We start from the raw sequence: 21,296 nt of genomic DNA, 5'->3' as shown, positions 1-21,296 counted from the left end.
GAAAGAACATAATTTTAAAGCGTTATGTTCAGCTACGAACTTAACGCAAAAGGCGGCAGATTATTGGTCTGCTACCTCGCGGATCCTGGCATCGCCCCATAGTTCTTCAAGCGCGTAGAACTGGCGTTTATCTTTCAGGAAGATGTGCGCTACCACACTTACGTAATCCAGCAATACCCATTCTTTATTCAGGCGGCCTTCACTCTGCCACGGATCTTCCTGGGCAATTTTATATACCTCTTCTTCCACCGAACGGGCGATGGCATCGAGTTGGCTGTCGGAGTTGGCCGAACAGATCACGAAGTAATCGGATACGGCATTTTTTAAGGATTTCAGATCGAGCACTACAATATCCGTGGCTTTCTTTTCCTGCATCCCTTTTACAATAAGGTCTGCCAAGATGTCCGATTCATCCTTAACTTTCGGTTGTGTCATTTCAGGTTATTAAATTTGTTCTGTAAAATTAGCAAAATCTTTGGAGAATCTGTCCCCCCAAACGCGCTTTACCGGCCGGCAACTGGTTTATTTCCCGGTTTGTACCTCTACCAATACGGTTGCACAGGAACTGGTAAACAAAAATGAAGCCACGGAAGGCTGTGTCATTCTTACTTCCTGCCAAACCGCCGGCCGCGGACAAAGAGGCAATACCTGGGAGGCGGCCTCGGGCCAGAACCTGACACTTTCGGTCATTTACAAGCCAATTTTCCTGGCCGCTTCCGAACAGTTCTATCTGAATATAGCGGTTTCGCTGGGCGTTTCCGATTTCCTGAAACGGCATCTGCCGGCCGGAGTTCTGCTCAAATGGCCCAACGATCTGTATTTCATCGAAAAAAAACTGGGTGGGATCTTAATCGAGAACAGCATCAGCGGCAATAATCTGCAATCTTCTATCATCGGCATTGGCCTGAACGTGAACCAGGTTTTCTTCGATAACCCGAACGCCGTTTCGCTAAAACTGATCACCGGCCATACTTACGAGCTGCAGCCCTTGGTGGAAACGCTATTGGAATGCCTGGAAAAACGCTACCTGGATCTGCATAAAAGGTCTTTTTATACATTGCAGCAGGAATACTGGCATAACCTTTTAGGCTTCGGGGAATACCGTTTGTTTGAAGTGCAGGGGAAAACTGTGCAGGGGAAAATTGTAGGAACGGATGAATATGGGCGATTGCAGGTGGAAACCGGTGGAGGCCTGCAGGTTTTTGATTTGAAGGAGATACGGTTTTTGTTTGAGTGAAATTTATTGCTTTGCGGTTTGCTTTTTAAAGTAGGCTAGGAAGCCCCCCCTGTACGGACAGGGCTTGACCTGTCCCACGCATTCCTCATCAGGCATTCCCGATCAAGCATTCCCGATAAAAAAATCCTGACCATCCAAAAAATCCCTGAAATCGTGTTCAGATAAAGTCGCAATAACGTGGGGACAGGTCAAGCCCTGTCCGTACATGGGAAATGGGAAAAGTAAATGCTTTTCTACCGAAAAAGGCCTTTCTAACCTAAAAACCTTTCCCTAAAATTTAAAGATCCGGGAAATATTGAAGCCCCATTTAAATTCCCCGTCGAACCAGGAATCGCGCGTGCCGGCCAGAAACTGGTTTTCCATGATGCCGGTAGCGTTGGTGAAATTCATGTGAAAAACGTGGCCGCTCCGGGTATCGAATTCTAGCCCGATGCCTAAAGGAGCATGGAAATCACCGTTTTGCTGAAAGTCGGAAAAGATGTAGTAATAGTCGGCAACCAGGGCTGTTCCTTTGGTAAGCGACAGTTTGCCGCCTACACCCAGCGCAAAGGTATTGTTGTTATCGGTAAATTCTACCAGGTTACGGTGCAGAAAGGCCGGTACCAGTTCCAGGGAAAAAGTATTCGTGATCTTGCGGGCAATAATAGCCTGGGCTACATAAGACAAGCGATTGATATTCTTTTCAGAAGTCCTTTTTGAATTATAACCGGCAATGCCCATTGCAGTTACGGAAACGGGCATTTTGTTTTCGGTGGTCTGGCGGAGGAGGCGGTATTTGGCAAAGCCATCGAGCAGGCCGTTTATTTTGCTTCGCCCCACGCCGATCGTCAGCCGGTCGGTAATGCCGTAATCGAACGCGATCCGGATATTGGTGGCTTCGTCAAGGCCGAAGAAGTTGTCGTAACCGCCGGTTTCGCCGGCTACGTTGCCAAAGCGGTGCGTTATCCGAAAATCGAGTTGCCGGGCGCGTAAGGTTTCGGTAGTGGGTGCATTTACGATCCGGGAGTTCCGGAAAGTCTGCTTCACGTACGGGCTGGCGGCTACCGAATCGGTTTTTTTGTCGATCAGTTTCAGCAGATCATCCTGAGCCACGGCGGTTTTGCCGGCGGTTAAAAGACAAGCCAGAAGCAGGGAACGGAAAAGTTTTCGCATGTTTTATTCTTCGGTTCGGTTTAAGGTCATGTCCAGTTTCACATCCACCACTTCGGCAATATTGTGGAATACCACGCGCGGAATGGTGATCTTGTGGTCGGCCACTTTCACTTTAAAATCGGAAGTAAGTTGTAGTTTATTTCCGTCCGAAACAAGTGTTCCCTGGATGGTCCGGTCCTGGGGTACCCCGTGAATGGTCAGTTTGCCGGTGGCCGTAACCGGGTAGGTGCCCGGCTGGGTCAGGTCCGGGGTTTCGTTTATTTTCCCGGTAAATGTGGCTTTGGGGTATTTGTCGCTTTCCATGTACCGTTCGTTGAAATGCTGTTGCATCAGGGATTTCCGGAACTGAAACGTATTGACCGGCACGCTGAAAGCCAGCTCGCGGGTATTGGCCCGGATCGCACCGCTCATTTCTCTGGAATGGGCCTCAATGTCTTCCAGGGGCGCTTTGGAATAAAAAGAAATATTGCCGTTGGCGCCCATGAAAACCTGGGCTTGTGCCTGAATGCTGAGCCCGAATACCAGCAATTCCATCATAAGGAAGGCTGAAAGATATTTTATTTTTAACATAGTATTTATACGGGTTGAAATGAAGTCAGCATAAAAACCGGGTAAACTTGCCGAAGGGTAAAAATATTGTGAGAACGTTAAAATAAGCAGTTTTTTTTAGTGTGTTCAAGTTTTGCAAATGTGAATTATGGAAGATTAAAGGTGAAAAGAAAGCCAGGACGAAGATTCCGTTAATTGGCCGACTCTGACAAGAAACCTAAGCTGCGGAATGAAGTTAATTAAAGAAATAACTGTCCTGAAAGTTGGTTTGTTTTTGGACAAGGAAAAAAAAGAATGCTCCGCGGAAGCAGGTTTACCGGTACCGGGAATTGGATAAATGCTGGTTTGCCTGGCAGGGCGTAGACGTAACAAATAGCAATGTCAGTTTTATTTTTCAACCTTTAACCATTTAAGCTATGAGAAAAACTTTTACTTTTTTATTTTTTGCTTTGCTCCTGGCCGGTTGGCAGGCCTCGGCTGCCACGGTTACCATTATGGCCCGGAACAACTTCTTCAGCCCCAGTAATGTAACCATCAATCCGGGCGATGTGGTGATGTTTCAGTGGGAAGAAGGCGTGCATACCACCACCTCGGACAATGGCGCCTGGCCTTCTTTGCCTTTAGATGCCGCCAACCCGACCCAAATGCTGAACCTGGGACCGGGAACGTATCCGTATCACTGTTCCTTCCACGGGGCGCCGGGTGGGGTAGGCATGTCCGGAACCATTACCGTACGGACCGTATCGGGCTTAAACGACCTGAAACCGGTAGCTACGCTGAATGCTTTCCCAAACCCTAGCCGCGGGGAAACTACTTTTACGTTAAACCAGGCCGGCAAGGAAGAATTTAAGCTCCGGATCACAAACGCTATCGGGAAGACCATAAAAATCGTTCCGTTGAAAGAAGCGAAGAATTCCGATTCCAAAACCGTAGTCGATCTGTCGAAGCTGCCTTCCGGCTATTACTTTTATAGCCTGATAACCAACGATAAAATGGTGGAAACCAAACGGCTTATCCTGCAAAGGTGACTTTTTGTGGTAAAACCATACCCTATTAAAAAGCCGACCCGTAAGCCGGCTTTTTTTGTAGTTGCTTTAACTGGTGTTTGGTAAATAAATAGCAGTCCGTTTTAAAAGCATAACCCTACTCCGTTCAACCCTATTCATTGTCGTCTGCTTTAGTTAATGACTAACTTAGTAGGGAAAGGCTGGCGTATCTAATTCCCCTCCTCGGAGGGGTTAGGGGTGGGTTTAAATTAATATCCATAAAGAGAATAAACTGCTTTCAAGCGCATTTCAACTTCCTCTCTATTTATTTATATGCTGGCCATACTATTTACCCACCCCTAACCCCTCCGAGGAGGGGAATAATCGAACAAGCCTCTTTTTCCGTCAGCTAAAGCAGACGGCAATGAATTTAAAACGAAAGCTTTCTATAGAAGGATTTCTTTGGATCAGGGCTGTTTAACACACACACACACACACACACACACACACACAAAAGCGGATAGTTGTTTAGCTGTTGCTAAGGTTTGGCGACTGGTGCAGGGTTTGCAGCCGGAACCGGCTTTAAGGTAATATTCAGATGCACGGCTACTTCGCTTGTAACGGTCTCGACTGCCAGGCGCGGCACCTTAATGTTGTGGTCAGGCAGGGAGACCGGAAAGTTGGCCGTTAACCGGATCGTTTTGCCATCCGAAACCAGGGTGCCTGGAATGGTTCGTTCCCGGGTTTCGCCGTGAATGGTGAGTTTGCCGCGGGCCGTTACCGGATAAGTTCCTGGTTTTGAGAAGTCGGCGTTTCCCAGAATTACTCCGGTAAAAGAAGCTTTCGGATATTTATCGCTTTCCATGTACTGTTCGTTGAACTGACTTTTCATCAGGGACTGCCTGAATGCAAAACTCTTAACCGGAACGCTGAACGCTACCTGCCGGGTGCGGTTGTTCAGGCTGCCTGTCAGTTTATCCGATTCGCCGGCAAGATTGCTGAGAGGGCCTTTGGCAAAGAAGTTTACCCTGCCATTGCCGGCTTTATAAATTTGTGCCTGCATTGGCAAGGCCAACTGCAACAAAAGAACGGTAGTAAGAGTCTTTAAAAAAGCCGGCATAGGTTCATTAAAAATTCATGGAAGCAAGGTTACCTTTACAACTGATTTTACGTTAATTGGTTGAGTCAGGGCTGGAAATGTCCGGGATCAAAGCAAAAAGCTGCCAGATAGTTTTTTTGCTAACACGGAAAAAATAAGAAGTCCGGCAATTTTATTTTTGAATTTTCCCGGAACAAGTGTATATTTATCGAATGTTTATACCGTGTGAGGAGGATCTGATTTTTATAAGCTTCTTTTAAAATTCAGGCACGGTACTTGCGAATAAGCATTACGCCCGGAAACGGGTAGGAGATTTTTAATAAACTGACAGTATTTAAACCACATACTATGAAGATTTTTACTCGGATTATATTATTCAGCTTCATCTTTTCCAGCATGCACTTGCTGGGTTTTGCGGCTATAACCACCAATGGCAAAGCCGGCGGACCGGTGCAGGCGGAAAAAAGCCTGGCAACCTTAAACGCTTATCCGAACCCCTCGCGCGGCGAAGTGGTGTTTACCTTAAGCCAGTCCACCAGTGAGGGCTACAAGATCCGGATCTCAAACGCTATCGGCCGGACCATAAAAACCATCGATGTGAAAGACCTGGGATCGAGCCAGCAAATAGAAGCCAACCTGACAGAGTTGCCGAACGGCCTGTATTTCTACAGCCTGCTGGCCAACGACAAAATGATCGAAACCAAACGTCTGATTCTGCAACGTTAACATTTCTGTTGCGTAAAAAACACCAACGATACTATTATAAGAAGCCGGCCCGTAAGCCGGCTTTTTTCGTGTAGACCTCATTCCGGAAATTGAATCCGGTCTAAAGTGGTCCTAATCAATTCCCCGAAAATCCCGGCCTTATAATCGATTGCTTCCGGCTGATGGCCTAATTCTGGTTTCTGGAAGCTGTCTCATAAATACCTAATCAGTTTTGGAAATTGTTCCTTATAAAAAGACCTCCGTAGCGTAGGGTTTAAACCCTACGCTACGGAGGTCTTTTTATAAGATTCCTTCAAGTAACCGTCAGCTAAAGCAGACGGCAATGAATACTTCTAATTAAATCTATGATGTAGGATTAGACCTGGAGCTGCGAACTAAAAAGATAATTGAGAAGGCTTCAGCCAATTTACCCTTTACTGTACAACTGCCGATTTGACAATAAGCAGTTGTTTGTCCTTAAACCGAAGCAACTAATAATTCAGAAAAGCAGCCGGTTTTTATGTTCATTGCATGTTAAAATAATTCCCTTCGCCGGTACGTTCAGAACCCGTAATATTTTATTAATTTCGGCAGTTCATTTAACTAACACTTAATGCGTACTTACAACCTGATAAACAACCTTGTTGGCTGGGCAGTTTTTCTTATTGCCACGCTCGTTTACGTTATTACGCTGGAACCCACGGCCAGCTTCTGGGACTGTGGCGAATTTATTGCCTGTTCGTATAAGCTTTTAGTGCCGCACCCGCCGGGAGCGCCTTTCTTCTTATTAGTTGGCCGGATCTTCTCCATGTTTGCCGCCGACCCAACCAAGGTAGCCGTTATGGTGAACCTGCTTTCCGGACTTTCCAGCTCGTTTACAGTATTGTTCCTGTTCTGGACCATAACCATGCTGGGCCGCAAAATGTTTGTTTCTTCTCCGGATCAAACGCCAACTTCCGCTCAGACCTGGCTGCTGATGGGCGCCGGGGCAGTAGGTGCGCTGGCTTTCACGTTTACCGATTCTTTCTGGTTCTCTGCCGTAGAAGCCGAAGTTTATGCGATGTCTTCCTTCTTTACGGCCATCGTTTTCTGGGCCATGCTGAAATGGGAAGCCCGCTCGGAAGAAGCCATGGCCGATAAATGGCTGATCTTAATTGCTTATTTAACCGGTCTTTCCATTGGCGTCCACTTGCTGAACCTGTTGGCGATTCCGGCTATTGCCTTTATTTATTACTACCGCAAGAAAAGAGCTACCCCAACCGGCGCAATCGTTACTTTTATTGTAAGCGCTGTAATTATTGTGCTTATTCTCTGGGGCATTATTCCGGGCCTGCCATCGCTGGCCGGTAAGTTCGAAGTGTTCTTTATCAATAATATGGGCCTGCCGTTTGGTTCGGGTATCATGATCTTCCTGGCCTTATTTCTGGTGGCTTTGTTCTTTGCTTTCCGTTATTCGTACCGCAAAAATTTACGCTGGCTCAATACTTCTTTGCTTTGCTTCGTTTTCATCCTGATCGGTTATTCTTCCTACATGATGATCCCGATCCGTTCTGCTTACAATCCGACCATCGATGAAAACGACCCGGAAAATATTGTAAGCTTTGTATCTTACCTGAAGCGGGAGCAGTACGGCGACCGTCCGTTATTCTATGGCCCGCAATTCAATGCCCAGCCGATAGACGAAGAGCAAACCGAACCACGCTATATAAAAGGCAAAGACAAATACGAAATCGTAGATTATAAAACCGAGCCGATCTACGATCCGAAGGATATGGCCTTGCTGCCGCGCATTTACAGCGGCCAGCCAGGGCACATTCAGGAATACAAAAAATGGGTAAACATTCAGGATGGCGTAAAACCAACCATGGGCCAGAACCTGTCGTTCCTGTTTCGCTACCAGTTCGGGCACATGTACTGGCGTTATTTCCTCTGGAACTTTGTGGGCCGCGATGGCGATATTCAGCAGTCGGGTGTGCTGTGGCCGGGCGAAAGCTCCGATAACCTGCCGGAACGGATCTCTGAAAGCAAAGCCCGCAATAATTTCTACGCCCTGCCTTTAATTCTGGGGCTGGTAGGCTTGTTTTACCAGGCGCGCCGCCGCGGTTACGATGCCTTTATTGTTGGCTTGCTCTTTATTTTTACCGGTATTGCCATTGCGCTTTACCTGAACCAGCCGCCGATCGAGCCGCGCGAGCGTGACTATACTTTTGCCGGTTCTTTCTATGCTTTCAGTATCTGGATCGGGTTGGGAGTAATCGGTATTGCGGCCTTCCTGAGAAAAGCCCTGAAAAGCGATATGCTGAGCGCAAGTGCGGCAACCTTAGTAAGCCTTTCGGTACCGGCCATTCTGGCTGCCCAGGGCTGGGACGATCATGACCGTTCGGGCCGTTACCAGTCGGTAGATTCTGCCCGGAATCTCCTGAGCTCCTGTGCGCCGAACGCGATCCTGTTCACCAACGGCGATAACGATACCTTCCCGCTCTGGTACGTGCAGGAAGTGGAAGGCTTCCGGACCGACGTACGCGTGGCGGTATTAAGCTACCTGAACACCGACTGGTACATCGACCAGATGAAGCGCCAGTCTTACAAATCTGATCCGCTGCCTATTTCTTTGGAGAACGTAAACTACCGCCAGGGTACGAACGATTACCTGCCGCTGGTAGAAAAAGAAGTGGTGAAAAACGGCATGGACCTGAAGCAATTCGTTAACCTGGTGAAACAGAACTACCAGGGCCTGCAGGTTACGTCCCAGTCGGGCCGTACGTTTACCTCATTCCCTACCAAGAACTTCTTCCTGAGCGTAGACCGGAATGCGGTAATTCAGAACAATGCGGTGCCGCAGGAACGTCAGGCGAACATCGAAAACCAGATGACCTGGAACGTTGGAAAATCCGGTCTGGAGAAAAAGCACCTGGTAATTCTGGATATTCTGGCTACCAACAACTGGAAACGTCCGGTTTATTTCTCTACCACCGTAAACAGCTCCGATTTCATGAACCTGGATCCGTATCTGCAGCTCGAAGGCCTGGCTTACCGCATCGTGCCGGTTAAAAACAAACGGCAGGGCGAACAGGGCTACGTGGTAAAAGACCTGATGTACGAAAACATGATGAAGAAATTCGCGTGGCGGAACATGGATGACCCGAGCATTTTCTACGACGAGAACTACCTCCGCTTCCCTTCGAATGCCCGAAACATGTACGGCCGCCTGGCCATGGAATACCTGGAAGCCGGCGACAAAGCCAAAGCCAAAGAAGTGGTAGATTATTGCTTTAAAGTGCTGCCGGATAAAGCCATACCTTACGATTATTTTACGCCGCCGCTTTTAATACCGATGGTAGAAACCGGCGACCGCGACCGGGCCATCCAGATCATGGATGTAATGGCCAAACGCGCCGATAAAGCCCTTAATTACTATTTCAGCCAGGGTAACCGCTACGAACAGGAAATTCAGACAAACCTGTTTACCCTGCAGCAACTCGTAATTACCGCCCAGCAATTGGGCATGCAGGACAAGGCCATGGAACTGGAACAGATCTTCCGGAAGTACTACGCCAGCATGCAGGGCATGGGATAAGCGCTAAAAAGTAAAAAACAGTATCATTTTTGCAGAAAAAGCCGGTAGACTTACCGGCTTTTTCGTTTATTGCAGGGCAGATTTCTTCAGCGCTTATGAAAATATTGTTATGGCTTCCGGCCTTTGCAGCAGTTCTGCTCAGCGTGGGTTGTAGCCGCCCGCCCGTACCTTCCAAACAAAATCACGGTTTTCAGTACAAGCCGGAATCGGCGGTGCACCACGACCTGCGGCTGGAAGGCGACAGCCTGCACGTTTACCTGAAATTTGCCGATGCCGGGTATTTTGCTTCGCCCCGGGATCTGCAGTTTTCCTATGCCGTTTACCTGAGCTACAAAGAACCTGATCAGATCGCCTCCGATAGTTTAAAGATTAAACCAAACCAGCTGAGAATTATTCAGAACCAGGTTTATCTGGATTTTAAGATTCCGGTAAGTAAAATTAAGTATCCGTCGGTGCTACTAACTAAAATTACGCCCCGCTTCGAACCTAAAAACGCCCTTCGCCACGATATTCCGCTTACCGCCACAGCTGCCAAGCCTTATATTCTGCTCGATGGGAATACCGGTCTGCCTTTGTTCCAGAATTATGTAACCAGCGGGCAGTCTTTTTTTATTGCCCAGGCCGGCGTACCGTCTCCCGGCGAATTGAAGCAATACGAAGCCAGTTTTACCGCCGCTTTGCCGCCCATGGCCAAGAAAGGTACGAACGTGCCGCCCGGTTTAAAAAAGCTCAATACTTTTTCCTTCCTCGCCGATACCCTTTCTTTAACCCAGCCCGGATTGTATGCCATAGAAATTGGCGGGAAGCAGGCAGGTGGTTTGTTCGTGGAAACCAGCCAATCCTTCCCGGAACTTACTACGGCTCAGGACTTGATTCACCCGCTTATCTACTTAACTTCTTCCGAGGAACGGAAAAGACTTTACGAAGCCAAAGACCCGAAAGCCGCGATCGATAAATTCTGGCTCGATGTTGCCTCCGGCAACCAGGCGGCGGCGCGGCGGCTGATCCGGGTCTATTACGAACGCGTGGCCGATGCGAACCGCTTTTTCAGTGCGCACAAAGCCGGCTGGCTGACCGACCGCGGCATGATCTACCTGGTGTTCGGTGCGCCGGATATCGTGAACCGTTTCGGCGACCGCGAAGAGTGGGCATACATTGCAAACCAGAATCATGGGGATGTGCGGTTCGTTTTCTCCAAAAAAGAGAATACCTTTACACAAAATCATTACGAGCTCGTACGAAGTGCGTATTTAGAAAGCATTTGGTACAATATGGTAGAACAATGGAGAAGCGGAACTATCGCGAATTAGGCAACCGTCGCCCGGGCGGGTTTAAAAAAGACAATGCCGATAAAATTGAAATGATCTTCGGGCTGCGGCCTATTCTGGAGGCATTGGCCGCCGGAAAAACCCTGGAACGCATTTATTTACAGAAAGGCCAGCGCAACAGCGTTACCGCCGATATTACGGAAATGGCCCGCAAAGCGCACGTGCCCATTGCCAGCGTACCCATCGAAAAACTCGACAGCCTGACCCGCAAAAACCACCAGGGCGCGGTAGCTTACCTTTCCATGGTAACGTACCTGCCACTGGGTAATATTGTAACCTCGCTTTTCGATGAAGGCAAAGACCCATTAATTTTAGTGCTGGACCGGATCACGGACGTACGGAATTTCGGCGCGATTGCCCGGAACGCCGAATGTTTAGGCGTAGATGCCATCGTGATCCCGAGCCACGGCGCGGCCCAGGTAAACGGCGATGCGGTTAAAACTTCAGCCGGCGCTTTGAACCGGATCCCGGTTTGCCGCGAGCACAACTTAAAAGAAACGCTCGATTACCTGCACAACTCCGGCATCCGGATAGTGGCTTGTACCGAAAAATCGGACCACAGCCTGGAAGAAAACGTAGACCTGACCGGCCCGCTAGCCATTGTAATGGGCTCTGAAGAAGACGGCATCTCCCCGGAATACCTGAAGCGTTCCGATCTGCGCATTAAAATACCGATGGTAGGTAAAATTTCTTCTTTAAACGTTTCCGTAGCCAGTGGCATTATGCTTTACGAAGTGCTGAAGCAGCGTTTACTACAGCGGTAGATTTGAAGATTTGAAAATGGTATTGAATTAATGAAAAAAGTCAGGTTTGGAGCCTGACTTTTTTGTTTTGGGATGGTAGCATTTAAGAGTGAGAATTTTAAATGTATTTAGTAATTGGGGTAGGAAGGAGTGCTTTCCTAGCAGGCTGAAGAATTTTTAAATGATTCTTCAGCTTTGTATCTGCTTTCTTTGTATTCCTGAGCGCGAGTGAAGGACCTTATTGGCTCTCAGCAGAAATACCGGAAAAAGAGGTAGTGCTAATTTTTTCTTAGCTGTCTATGAAAGATTTATAAGCTGCAGTGTGGTTGTTGGTGAAAACACCAACAACAGCAAAAAAATCCTTATAACGGATTGTATTTGGTGCGTTGCCGTCCCGAAGGGCGGGTGTGCACCATATGCCTTGTTGTGCTTAGTTATTTTTTCGTCTTTCAATATACAAAAGTGTCTGATGGGATCCTTACATTTCAACCTGATCGATCACTTTGTTTGCTGCACCTCTGAATTTTTGAGTTTTGAGCATTTTATCGAACAGAGCTATGGTTTTGTTTAAGTGCGTGGGATTCTTTGTTTCTAAACTGGAAAGTGAGTTGTATATTCCGATAAGAACTTTGACAGGTTCATCATCATAGTAGCCTGCCTGAGAAATATCGGGCTTGTCGTAGGAGATCACGTGTTGTAGAAGTTCTAGACATTCGACAGGATGCTTTTTAGCACATTTAAGCAGGTATTCGAAATAGTAATGAGGCTCCTTTTTGGCCACATTTGATTGAGCGTATTTTTGAAGCAACGGATAAACTTCAAGAAACATTTCGGGGGTGAGGTCGAGGAATGCGGACGAATACTCTTGTATTACTTTTTCATCGGTGGAGTTAAGGTATTTTAGAAAGATTTGGCGGCATTTTTCTCGAATACTTTCTTTTTTATCCCCGAGGTTTTTGACGGCCATATCTACTAGTTTTGCTTTTGCTTCATCACTGATTTTTAGCAGTGAGTTTAAAAGCTGATAGCTCCCTTCTTTTTCTTTTAGCCACGCTCCACCTAAAACAGCGGCCATTGTGCCTTGTATGGATTCCATTTTTATTGCTCGCTGGAAATAGTCATTGAGCTTATCGAAGTTGTTGTTGAGTAAGTATTGAACCGACCAGATAGAATGTTTCATGATTTCTGGTTCGTTAGTACTTACAAGCTTTAGAAAGATTTCTAGCGTTTTTTGCTCATTGAGGTGCATAAGCCACGCCAGCTGAGGCATAATTGCAACTCGAACACTAAGATTGGGGTCTTCTGCTATTTGGTGAAGTGCTTCGAATACGAGGTTTTCAAAAGCGGGATTAAAATAGACCTTACTGATATTTCCTGTTGCCGATCCACGCACATTATTTGCGCCATCCATTAATGCGTCATTGCGAATGGTGTTACCATTTGGATCTGGATGATACTTGGCGATTCCGATCAGGTATTCTAAGACATCCTGATCTAGGATTTTGGCTTCTACGAAGTAGGAGGACACCCAAACGAAGTAAAGTGTGTATTCTCGATCAAATGGAATGGAAAGGGCTTTTTTGTAAATGCGCTGTACTTCGGCAGGGTTGTATTCTGCCTCTTTTAAGCCTGTAAGGCCTGCGACTATGTATTGGTAGGGCGCTTTGTTCTCGTCAATCAGTTTTTCTATGAAAGGAAAAAAATGTGATGCCTTGTTTTTTACTTCTGCCTGAAAGGCGCGGGAGTGTTCTAGAATTGATCCTCTGGACGAGGCGAACTCAGCCTTGTATTCTGCATCATATTTTTCAAAAGTTTGCTCCCATTGATCAAATGTCATTTTCACGTAGGCCGCACTATCCATAGGCGGGCCAACACCTATCCACCCAAGCTTGTGAGGTTCAGTATCAACTAGCTTTGGAAACTTCCGTTCTAACTCCAAAAAAGCCATCTTTAATAAGGGGCGTTGCTTCAATTCGCTTGTGGGCACTGCACTTAGGTATAGATATTTTTTCTGACCGTACCACTGTAACCTCGGGCGCCTTTTTCCGTTTTCGTCCTGATATATATCTAATTCGTATTTTGATTTTATCAAAAGCAGAACCCTATCTATTTGATCTTTTTGGGCGTTATCAAAATATGGATAGACCTTTTTCAACAGCTGGCGAAACTGGAATTGAATCTTGTCATCACCTTCTAATCCATCCTTTTGATGAAAGATTTTCATTAGGTTAAATATCTCGTTTGCATAATAGGCTGGGTTTGTCAACAACCCGAAAAACAACAACCTTAAGATGGTAATGGAATTACTGTTCTGATGATCTGTCAAGAACTGGTCAAACCACGGAGTGGTTTGTTCTGCTTGCTCTTGCACTTTATCTACGAGCTGATGATATATAGCCTTGTGCCCGTGAGAACGACCATCACGCTCATAATCGAAAAACCAAAAAACCAAGTCGATGTATAATTTAGATTTATCCTCGCCACTTGTTTTTGCAGAAATCCGTTTGATTATATCCAATGCGAAGTCTAATGCTTTAATGGTATCAACTTCGAACATCTTTTTAAACAGCTCCTCGTCCTGATGCTCAAAATGGGGCTTGTCGTTGGAACACTTTATGGCTTCAATTTTATTGAGGCAATGGGTTTTGTACCTCTGTATTACCCAATCAATATTGAAGTCCAGTGCATCTTCAAGTATCTTATAGTAACCAAAGCGATCAGTTCCTGCTTCGGCTTCATGTTTTTCGAAGAGCTGGAAAGCTATTGGAATATCCCATTCTACAACATAGTAGAGCGACCTGAAAATGAACTTTGATTTATCTTTAAATTCAGAACAATTCAAAAGAAAATCACAAACGACTTTTCTGCTTTTGGGTAGTTGTTTGATCAAAATCTGCCATAGCAGATTAATTTGCGCATCCCACCTTTCAGAGGTGCTTTTATAGTGTAGAAGGGTTTTGATTTTATCTACAACCTTGTTCGCTTTTCCCCAATCGCGTTCTGCGAACTTGTTGCGCCAACCAATTTTTTTGGTGATAAGTTTATTAAGTTCTCCTTCTTCAAGAAGAAACGTAAACCAACTATTGCCCGTAACTGATTCTAAAAAAGGTATTTTTAGTTCTTTACTCGGTAGAATTCGGGATTTTACGAGCTGCTTTTCCTCAGGTGTTGGGGCTTCTTCAAAACCAACCAGATTCAACAGCATTAGTTTGATATGGAATCGGTACTTCGAAGAAAGTAGAATGGTTTCGAGGGCATTTATGTATGAAGCATGATCCTGTTCGCGCAGAAAGCCTATGATCATTTTCAAGCTGGATCGAATGAAAAGACCCTGGTGGTTTTTAATAATGTAGTTTGTTACTGAATTTCCGTTCTGAACGAATTGCTTCGCAAAGGCAAAGTCAAAAAATGTTTGATGGAAAAATTGGACCTCTTTATCCGTTTCGGTTAAAATCCCGTTGCTTTTCAAATAATCAATCTCGTCTGTAAACGACCCGAAAAATGGCTTTAAGGGGGTGCTAATCCTCTGCTCTCCATGCATCTGTTCTGCGATGGTAAAAACCAGGTTTTGGCATTTATCAGAACTGGCTGGTGATGTAGTCGGAACCTTGGCTATTTGCTGAACCCAGAGACTTTCATACAGGTCGTGTAGTGTGGTTATTGATCGAAGGTTGGTTTGAGAATCATATACCTTGCAAAATACATTTAGATGATGTGGGATTTGCAGAAGGTTGAGCAATTGGCTAGGCACTTCGTGCTCTCTTATTCCAAGCTTGGTAAGCACTGGTATAACCTGACCAACATCCAGTAAACCAACTTTGAAGCTCTTTTGATTTTTGTAGAACTTCAGTTCATTGTCATAATTGAGATCGTATGCTCTAACAGATATAACCAATCTTACCCGATCAATGGCAATAAGCTTTCTAACAAGAAGGTTGTAGGCATTGAGGTATTCTCGTTTGGCTGATAAAGACTGGGAAAGCGCATCTATCTGGTCAATAAGCACAACTACCCGTTCACTGACCTCGCTTAGAGTTCGAACTACTTTTTCAAACGAGTCTTCAAGATCAATTTTGTTTTGCAGATCTGTGATACTTTCTGCATAAAGTCTATCAGCTTTTAAGGCAATTGCAGGTATGTTAGTTTCTTTGAGTTTCAGAAACACATCTTTTAGAATAACCGTTTTTCCACTACCGGCACTGCCAACCAGCAAAGCCACAGGTTGCTCATCTTTTCCCAATGGTAATTTGACCCATAGAAGCAAATCATTCGTTTCCTTTCTTTCAATGTGCGAATTATCAACCCCTTCAAAAAAGCTATTGTAATCAGTTAGATAGTGGGAAGCATGATCGAATTTTTGCAGAATAACATCAACCGGAATATTGGAAGTGGTTTGGTATCCGCTCTGCTTTTTTAGCTCTTCTGTCAACTTTTCAACTGGCTCTGATTCAATCACCATTTTAACCTCGAAAAAGGTCTTGATGATAGATTGGAAACCGTCAGTATTTAACAGTGTGTCTAAGTCTTGTGGGATTATTTTCTTTATGGTAATTGAAGCGAGTACTGTTTTAAGGTCAGATTCAATGTCGTTGTATTTAAGGTGTTTAAGTTCTTCATTGGCATTTATTACAATTTCTGTCCAATCTTTTAATTCTGCCTGTTTTATTATCTCGTTGTTAAAGTCGTCCAGTAAATCTTTAGCCTTTTCATTGAAACCGTAGGAGACGGCAAACCAGTACGTAAAATTATTAGGGTCGTGAATTAACCGTTTGTCCAAAAGGTAATGCAGCACAAACTTGATGATCTCCCTTGCACACTCTGGCCTAGAAATTCTGTTATCACTATCAATGCTATGCTTGCACTGAATTAGGCCAAGTGATTTGCCATCCAAGTGCAAACTACAATCTCGCCCACGTTCCCTAACTCCTTGTAGAAGATTGATTTCGTCATACTTATCCTTCCAGTCTTTTTCAAGTCGCAGCTTGCCAATTGAGTAAAGCAATTCTTCAAATCTTCGGTCGTCAAGGGCAGAATACGGGAAGCCCTTATTGGGGAATGTCGCAGGTTTATTCGCGGCTTCTTCAACAGTAGGTTGAGTGTAAGTTAAGGCCATTGATAATGTTACAATTTTGGATCATAATACTTTTATTCACAATGCCTTTAATGGCCCACGCGGTGTTTCATACAATTAAGCACAACTAATGTATATACCGAATATTCGGCTTATCCCACCATTAGAGGTAGGTAGCAGGAATAATTTCCAAATATAACAAAACAGCCTTAACAACAAATGAGCCGCTTTAACTTCTTTCGGGTTGATAATGATATGCATATAAACCAAAAAAGTCAGACCCAAAGGCCTGACTTTTCCCATAAAAACACTATCGTTTCCGACTAAAAAACTCCCTAAATATAACTCGGACCCTTCTTCGCTTTCACGTCCGAAACAAACTCCTTCACGCGCTGCTCTTCGTCTTTGCGGCAGATCATGAGTACGTTGTCGAATTCGGCTACAATGAAATTTTCCAGGCCCTGAATCACCACCAGGCGCTCTTTCGGGGTTTTGATGATGTTGTTTTTGGCGTCGTAGAGAAGCACCTCGCCGTCTACCACGTTGCCGGCTTCGTCTTTGTGGCCGATGCTGTAAAGCGAGTTCCAGGTGCCCAGGTCGCTCCAGCCGAAATCGCTCAGCAGTACGTACACGTTATCGGCTTTTTCCATAATGCCGTAGTCGATGGAAATGTTGCGGCAGTGGGAGTACGCTTTGGCGATGAATTCCTTTTCGTGCTGGGTATTGAAGTAACCGGAACCGTCTTCGAAGATCTCGGCCATTTCGCTTAAATACGTTTTAAACGCTTTCAGAATGCTTTTGGCGTTCCAGATAAAGATGCCCGCGTTCCACACAAAATCACCGCTTTCCAGGAACATCTTCGCAATTTCCAGGTTCGGTTTTTCGGTGAAGGTCTTTACTTTTTTCAGCTCTTCGGTACCCTTTTCTATAAACTGAATGTAGCCGTAACCGGTATCGGGGCGGCTTGGTTTTATGCCCAGCGTAATCAGCTTGTCGGCGTGTTCCGAAGCTTCTAAAGCCTGTTTAACGGTCTTTTTAAAAGCTTCTTCTTTCAGTACCACGTGGTCCGAAGGCATTACCACAATGTTGGCCTCGGGGTTCAGGTTGGCAATTTTGAAGCAGGCGTAGGCAATGGCCGGAGCGGTATTCCGACCGATCGGCTCGCACAGGATCTGGTCGTCGGAAAGCGTGGGCAGTTGCTCGGCTACCAGGTCGCGGTAATCTTTATTCGTAACTACATAAATGTTTTCCGGCGGACAGATATCCGTCAGGCGGTTGGCGGTTAACTGCAGCATGCTTTCGCCAACGCCCAGCACGTCGTGGAACTGCTTGGGGTTATTGGTCCGGCTGATGGGCCAGAAGCGGCTGCCGATGCCACCCGCCATAATTACGGCATAGGTATTCTTGTTCATGGTTTCTATACCAATCCTTCTTTAAGTAAATCGTGCAGGTGCACGAAGCCCTCAAATTTACCGGATTTTGTGACAATTAACTGCGTAATATTTTTTTGCTGCATAATGGCCAGCGCTTCCGCTGCATATGTATCGGTGTCTACCGTCAGGGGCGAGGCCGTCATAATGTCTTTGGCCGTGATCTGGGGAATCTCGTTCAGGTCGAATTTGGTGAGCATGCGCCGCAAATCGCCGTCCGTAATAATACCCGAAAGTTCGTTCGTGTTTTCCTGCAGCACCGCCGTAGCGCCTAAGCGTTTAGAGGAAATTTCAATGATGATTTCCTTCAGGTTGGCCGTTTCCGATACCGCCGGCGCACCGTGCAGGTGGTAGAGGTCTTCCACTTTTAAGTACAATTTTTTACCCAATGAACCACCGGGGTGCAGACTGGCAAAATCGCGGCTGCTGAAGTTGCGGCATTCCAGCAAACAAACCGCCAAGGCATCGCCCAAAGCCAGGTGCGCGGTGGTGCTCGTGGTTGGAGCCAGGTTATTCGGGCAGGCTTCGCGGTCTATGGTGGCATTCAGCACGAAATCGGAATTTTGAGCCAGGTAAGAATCTACGTTCGAAACCAGCGCCGCCAGCTTGGCGCCTTTGCGTTTGAGCAGCGGAACCAGCACTTTTATTTCCGGCGTATTGCCACTCTTGGATATGCAGATCACAAAATCTTCGTTCTGTATCATGCCCAGGTCGCCGTGAATGGCGTCGGCCGCGTGCATGAATAAAGCCGGCGTGCCGGTAGAATTTAACGTGGCTACAATTTTGGCGGCAATGTTGGCGCTTTTGCCGATGCCGGTAACCACTACGCGGCCTTTTAAAGCTAGAATTGCCTCCACACAGCCCACAAAGCTTTCGTCTAAATAGTCAATTAGCTTAAGAATGGCTTGTGCCTCATTTTGCAAGACATTTTTTGCAATTATGTTGATGTTTTTCGGTAGATTCAAGTTAAATTTGTATTAAGAGGATTCGCACGACTACAGTTATTGCCTATTCCTGAAAAGTTAACATCCAAGATGGAAATATTAGAGAAAGACGACGTTAAACTGAAAAGCAAATTAAAGGAAGTTTTTGGCTATAGTCAATTCCGGGGAAACCAGGAAGCGATTATCCGCAACATCATTGAAGGCAAGAACACGTTCGTGATCATGCCGACCGGTGCCGGAAAATCGTTATGCTACCAGCTGCCAGCCTTAGTGCTCGATGGTACCGCGATCGTTATTTCACCCCTTATTGCCCTGATGAAAAATCAGGTGGACCAACTGAACGCTTTCGGCGTGAACGCCCAGTTCCTGAATTCTACTTTGTCTAAGTCGGAAATGAACAAGGTGAAAAAGGAAACGATCAGCGGCGAAGTAAAGCTGCTGTACGTAGCGCCGGAATCGCTCACCAAAGAAGAAACCCTGGAATTCCTCCGGAAAGCAAATATTTCTTTTGTAGCCATCGACGAAGCCCACTGTATTTCTGAGTGGGGCCACGATTTCCGTCCGGAGTACCGCCGCATCCGCGGCATCATCGACCAGATCGGCGACCTGCCCATTATTGCGCTCACCGCTACGGCTACCCCAAAAGTGCAGCTCGATATCCAGAAGAACTTACAGATGGACGAGGCTTCGGTTTTCAAATCTTCCTTTAACCGCACCAACTTGTATTACGAGGTTCGGCCGAAGCACAAGACCAAGAAGCAGCTCATTAAGTACGTAAAATCGCATAAAGGCAAAAGCGGCATTGTGTATTGCCTGAGCCGCAAGAAAGTAGAAGAAATTGCCGAATTGCTGCGCGTAAACGACGTGAAAGCGCTGCCTTACCACGCCGGGCTCGACGCCAGCATCCGGATGGCCAACCAGGACGCGTTCCTGAACGAAGATGCCGACGTGATTGTAGCTACCATTGCCTTCGGCATGGGCATCGACAAACCGGATGTGCGTTTTGTAATCCATTACGACACTCCGAAATCCATTGAAGGCTATTACCAGGAAACAGGCCGCGGCGGCCGCGATGGCCTGGAAGGTAACTGCTTGATGTTCTACAGCTACGACGATATTGTAAAGCTCGAGAAGTTCAGCAAAGACAAACCGGTAACCGAACGCGATAACTCCAAGCTGTTGCTGCAGGAAATGGCTTCCTACGCCGATTCGGCCGTTTGCCGCCGCAAGCAATTGCTCCATTATTTCGGTGAAGCCTACGAAAAAGACTGCGGTTTCTGCGACAACTGCGTGCACCCGAAAGAAAAATTCGAGGCCCAGGATGATGTGGTGCTGGCCCTGAAAACGGTCGTATTAACCGAGCAGCGTTTCGGTATCGATCATATTTCGGCGGTGCTTACCGGCATGAAAAACCAGTACGTGGAAAGCTACGGCCATAACCAGCTGGAAGTGTACGGCAAAGGCAAAGACCACGACATTCAGTACTGGAACTCGGTGGTGCGGCAGGTGCTGCTTTCCGAATACCTGGAAAAAGACATCGAGAATTTCGGCGTGCTGAAGATCACGGAAAAAGGCCTGAACTTTATCGAAAACCCGCATTCCATTAAGCTTTCCAAAGATCATAACTACGACGAAGAAGTAGCCAAGGAAGAAGAACGTCAGGAAAACCAGACCGCCTCCGGCCACGACGAAAACCTGTTCGAAATGTTGAAGGGGCTTCGGAAGAAACTGGCCAAGGAAAAGAACCTGCCGCCGTACGTGCTCTTCCAGGACCCGAGCTTAAAGGAAATGGCCACTACCTACCCGACCACCAAAGAAGAACTGGCGCATATTGCCGGCGTGGGAATGGGCAAGGTGCAGAAATTCGGCAAACCGTTCCTGGATCTGATCACCAAATACGTAGCCGATAACGATATTATGACTGCAGCTGATGTGGTCGTGAAATCGGCCGTAAACAAGTCGAAGATCAAGATCTACATCATTCAGCAGATCGATAAGAAAATGGACCTCGAGGAAATTGCTTCTTCCAAAGGCATTACCATGCCGGAGTTGATCGAAGAGATCGAGCACATTTGCTACTCCGGCACCAAACTGAACCTGGATTATTACATAGACGGTATTCTGGACGAAGAGCGGCAGGACGAGGTGTACGATTACTTTATGCAGGCTACTACCGACAACATTGCCGTGGCCCTGAAAGAACTCGGCGCCGACGATTATTCGGAAGAAGACCTGCGGTTGATGCGCATCAAATTCTTGTCTGAGTACGCTAACTAAGAACGGAATGAAAATGAAAGAATAAATAAAAGAAGGCTGGCAGTAGAAATGCTGGCCTTTTTTTATTCCTGTAAAACGGTAGGTTTAAGGCCTGAAAACCTGAAGCTTACCATAAAACGAATACAATTTAAAAACTGATTGCCGTTTTGCCGGTTTAAAGAATACCTTCCGAATCAGCAACGTCCGTCAACATTAACG

General features: G+C 46.3%; 14 protein-coding genes. 7 read left to right on the top strand and 7 right to left on the bottom strand.

Features of this window, described 5'->3' with window-relative positions:
- Window positions 1-60: 60 nt before the first annotated feature.
- Window positions 61-435 carry a ribosome silencing factor gene (gene rsfS / locus F0P94_RS14930; protein ID WP_150904705.1) on the bottom strand — a complete coding sequence of 125 codons (375 nt, stop codon included), beginning with the start codon at window positions 433-435 and terminating at the stop codon, window positions 61-63.
- Window positions 436-475: 40 nt separating this feature from the next.
- Here rsfS and F0P94_RS14925 point away from each other — a divergent pair, with 40 nt between their 5' ends.
- Entirely contained in the window at window positions 476-1,237 is a 762-nt protein-coding gene (locus F0P94_RS14925) for a biotin--[acetyl-CoA-carboxylase] ligase (protein WP_225307239.1), read from the top strand.
- 270 nt (window positions 1,238-1,507) lie between these two features.
- Here the strand turns inward: F0P94_RS14925 and F0P94_RS14920 are convergent, their stop codons facing one another.
- Window positions 1,508-2,389: a DUF5777 family beta-barrel protein gene (locus F0P94_RS14920; RefSeq protein ID WP_150904704.1), complete on the bottom strand. Its 882-nt coding sequence runs from the start codon at window positions 2,387-2,389 to the stop codon at window positions 1,508-1,510.
- A gap of 3 nt (window positions 2,390-2,392) precedes the next feature.
- A complete protein-coding gene (locus F0P94_RS14915; protein WP_225307238.1) occupies window positions 2,393-2,959 on the bottom strand; it encodes a YceI family protein in 567 nt (188 codons plus the stop codon).
- Window positions 2,960-3,354: 395 nt separating this feature from the next.
- Here F0P94_RS14915 and F0P94_RS14910 point away from each other — a divergent pair, with 395 nt between their 5' ends.
- Window positions 3,355-3,966: a T9SS type A sorting domain-containing protein gene (locus tag F0P94_RS14910; protein WP_150904703.1), complete on the top strand. Its 612-nt coding sequence runs from the start codon at window positions 3,355-3,357 to the stop codon at window positions 3,964-3,966.
- A gap of 496 nt (window positions 3,967-4,462) precedes the next feature.
- On the opposite strand, the gene F0P94_RS14905 is transcribed toward F0P94_RS14910, so the two are convergent.
- A complete protein-coding gene (locus tag F0P94_RS14905) occupies window positions 4,463-5,044 on the bottom strand; it encodes a YceI family protein (RefSeq protein WP_150904702.1) in 582 nt (193 codons plus the stop codon).
- 327 nt (window positions 5,045-5,371) lie between these two features.
- Between F0P94_RS14905 and F0P94_RS14900 the strand changes: the two genes are divergently transcribed.
- The 4 genes from F0P94_RS14900 (at window position 5,372) to rlmB (ending at window position 11,397) form a co-directional block, all read left to right on the top strand.
- The gene (locus F0P94_RS14900; protein WP_150904701.1) at window positions 5,372-5,749 is read left to right on the top strand and encodes a T9SS type A sorting domain-containing protein; all 378 of its coding nucleotides are present in this window, start codon (window positions 5,372-5,374) and stop codon (window positions 5,747-5,749) included.
- 592 nt (window positions 5,750-6,341) lie between these two features.
- Entirely contained in the window at window positions 6,342-9,305 is a 2,964-nt protein-coding gene (locus tag F0P94_RS14895) for a glycosyltransferase family 117 protein (protein WP_150904700.1), read from the top strand.
- 95 nt (window positions 9,306-9,400) lie between these two features.
- Window positions 9,401-10,615 (top strand): GWxTD domain-containing protein, encoded by a 1,215-nt coding sequence (locus F0P94_RS14890; RefSeq protein ID WP_150904699.1) that lies wholly within the window; start codon window positions 9,401-9,403, stop codon window positions 10,613-10,615.
- The gene (gene rlmB, locus F0P94_RS14885; protein ID WP_150904698.1) at window positions 10,588-11,397 is read left to right on the top strand and encodes a 23S rRNA (guanosine(2251)-2'-O)-methyltransferase RlmB; all 810 of its coding nucleotides are present in this window, start codon (window positions 10,588-10,590) and stop codon (window positions 11,395-11,397) included. The genes F0P94_RS14890 and rlmB overlap by 28 nt, the downstream gene beginning before the upstream one ends.
- A gap of 457 nt (window positions 11,398-11,854) precedes the next feature.
- Here rlmB and F0P94_RS14880 read toward each other — a convergent pair whose 3' ends face one another.
- From F0P94_RS14880 to F0P94_RS14870, 3 genes are all read right to left on the bottom strand, one after another.
- Window positions 11,855-16,489 carry an NACHT domain-containing protein gene (locus tag F0P94_RS14880; RefSeq protein WP_150904697.1) on the bottom strand — a complete coding sequence of 1,545 codons (4,635 nt, stop codon included), beginning with the start codon at window positions 16,487-16,489 and terminating at the stop codon, window positions 11,855-11,857.
- Window positions 16,490-16,782: 293 nt separating this feature from the next.
- Window positions 16,783-17,859, bottom strand: coding sequence for a mannose-1-phosphate guanylyltransferase (locus F0P94_RS14875; protein WP_150904696.1), 1,077 nt, complete (start codon window positions 17,857-17,859; stop codon window positions 16,783-16,785).
- Between the two features lie 5 nt (window positions 17,860-17,864).
- The gene (locus F0P94_RS14870; protein ID WP_150904695.1) at window positions 17,865-18,842 is read right to left on the bottom strand and encodes a KpsF/GutQ family sugar-phosphate isomerase; all 978 of its coding nucleotides are present in this window, start codon (window positions 18,840-18,842) and stop codon (window positions 17,865-17,867) included.
- Window positions 18,843-18,911: 69 nt separating this feature from the next.
- On the opposite strand from F0P94_RS14870, the gene recQ reads away from it, so the two are divergent.
- On the top strand, window positions 18,912-21,098 hold the full coding sequence (gene recQ / locus F0P94_RS14865) for a DNA helicase RecQ (protein ID WP_150904694.1): 2,187 nt from the start codon (window positions 18,912-18,914) through the stop codon (window positions 21,096-21,098).
- The last annotated feature ends 198 nt before the right edge of the window (window positions 21,099-21,296 follow it).

It is taken from the genome of Adhaeribacter soli, assembly GCF_008727925.1.
Taxonomy (GTDB): domain Bacteria; phylum Bacteroidota; class Bacteroidia; order Cytophagales; family Hymenobacteraceae; genus Adhaeribacter_A; species Adhaeribacter_A soli.
This window is presented reverse-complemented; position numbering and strand designations above follow the sequence as displayed.

Excerpts from the sequence above, each read along its gene's own strand:
- rsfS (WP_150904705.1), bottom strand. The coding sequence starts at position 435 with ATGACACAACCGAAAGTTAAGGATGAATCGGACATCTTGGCAGACCTT.
- F0P94_RS14920 (WP_150904704.1), bottom strand. The coding sequence starts at position 2,389 with ATGCGAAAACTTTTCCGTTCCCTGCTTCTGGCTTGTCTTTTAACCGCC.
- F0P94_RS14915 (WP_225307238.1), bottom strand. The coding sequence starts at position 2,959 with ATGTTAAAAATAAAATATCTTTCAGCCTTCCTTATGATGGAATTGCTG.
- F0P94_RS14910 (WP_150904703.1), top strand. The coding sequence starts at position 3,355 with ATGAGAAAAACTTTTACTTTTTTATTTTTTGCTTTGCTCCTGGCCGGT.
- F0P94_RS14905 (WP_150904702.1), bottom strand. The coding sequence starts at position 5,044 with ATGCCGGCTTTTTTAAAGACTCTTACTACCGTTCTTTTGTTGCAGTTG.
- F0P94_RS14900 (WP_150904701.1), top strand. The coding sequence starts at position 5,372 with ATGAAGATTTTTACTCGGATTATATTATTCAGCTTCATCTTTTCCAGC.
- F0P94_RS14895 (WP_150904700.1), top strand. The coding sequence starts at position 6,342 with ATGCGTACTTACAACCTGATAAACAACCTTGTTGGCTGGGCAGTTTTT.
- F0P94_RS14890 (WP_150904699.1), top strand. The coding sequence starts at position 9,401 with ATGAAAATATTGTTATGGCTTCCGGCCTTTGCAGCAGTTCTGCTCAGC.
- rlmB (WP_150904698.1), top strand. The coding sequence starts at position 10,588 with ATGGAGAAGCGGAACTATCGCGAATTAGGCAACCGTCGCCCGGGCGGG.
- F0P94_RS14880 (WP_150904697.1), bottom strand. The coding sequence starts at position 16,489 with ATGGCCTTAACTTACACTCAACCTACTGTTGAAGAAGCCGCGAATAAA.
- F0P94_RS14875 (WP_150904696.1), bottom strand. The coding sequence starts at position 17,859 with ATGAACAAGAATACCTATGCCGTAATTATGGCGGGTGGCATCGGCAGC.
- recQ (WP_150904694.1), top strand. The coding sequence starts at position 18,912 with ATGGAAATATTAGAGAAAGACGACGTTAAACTGAAAAGCAAATTAAAG.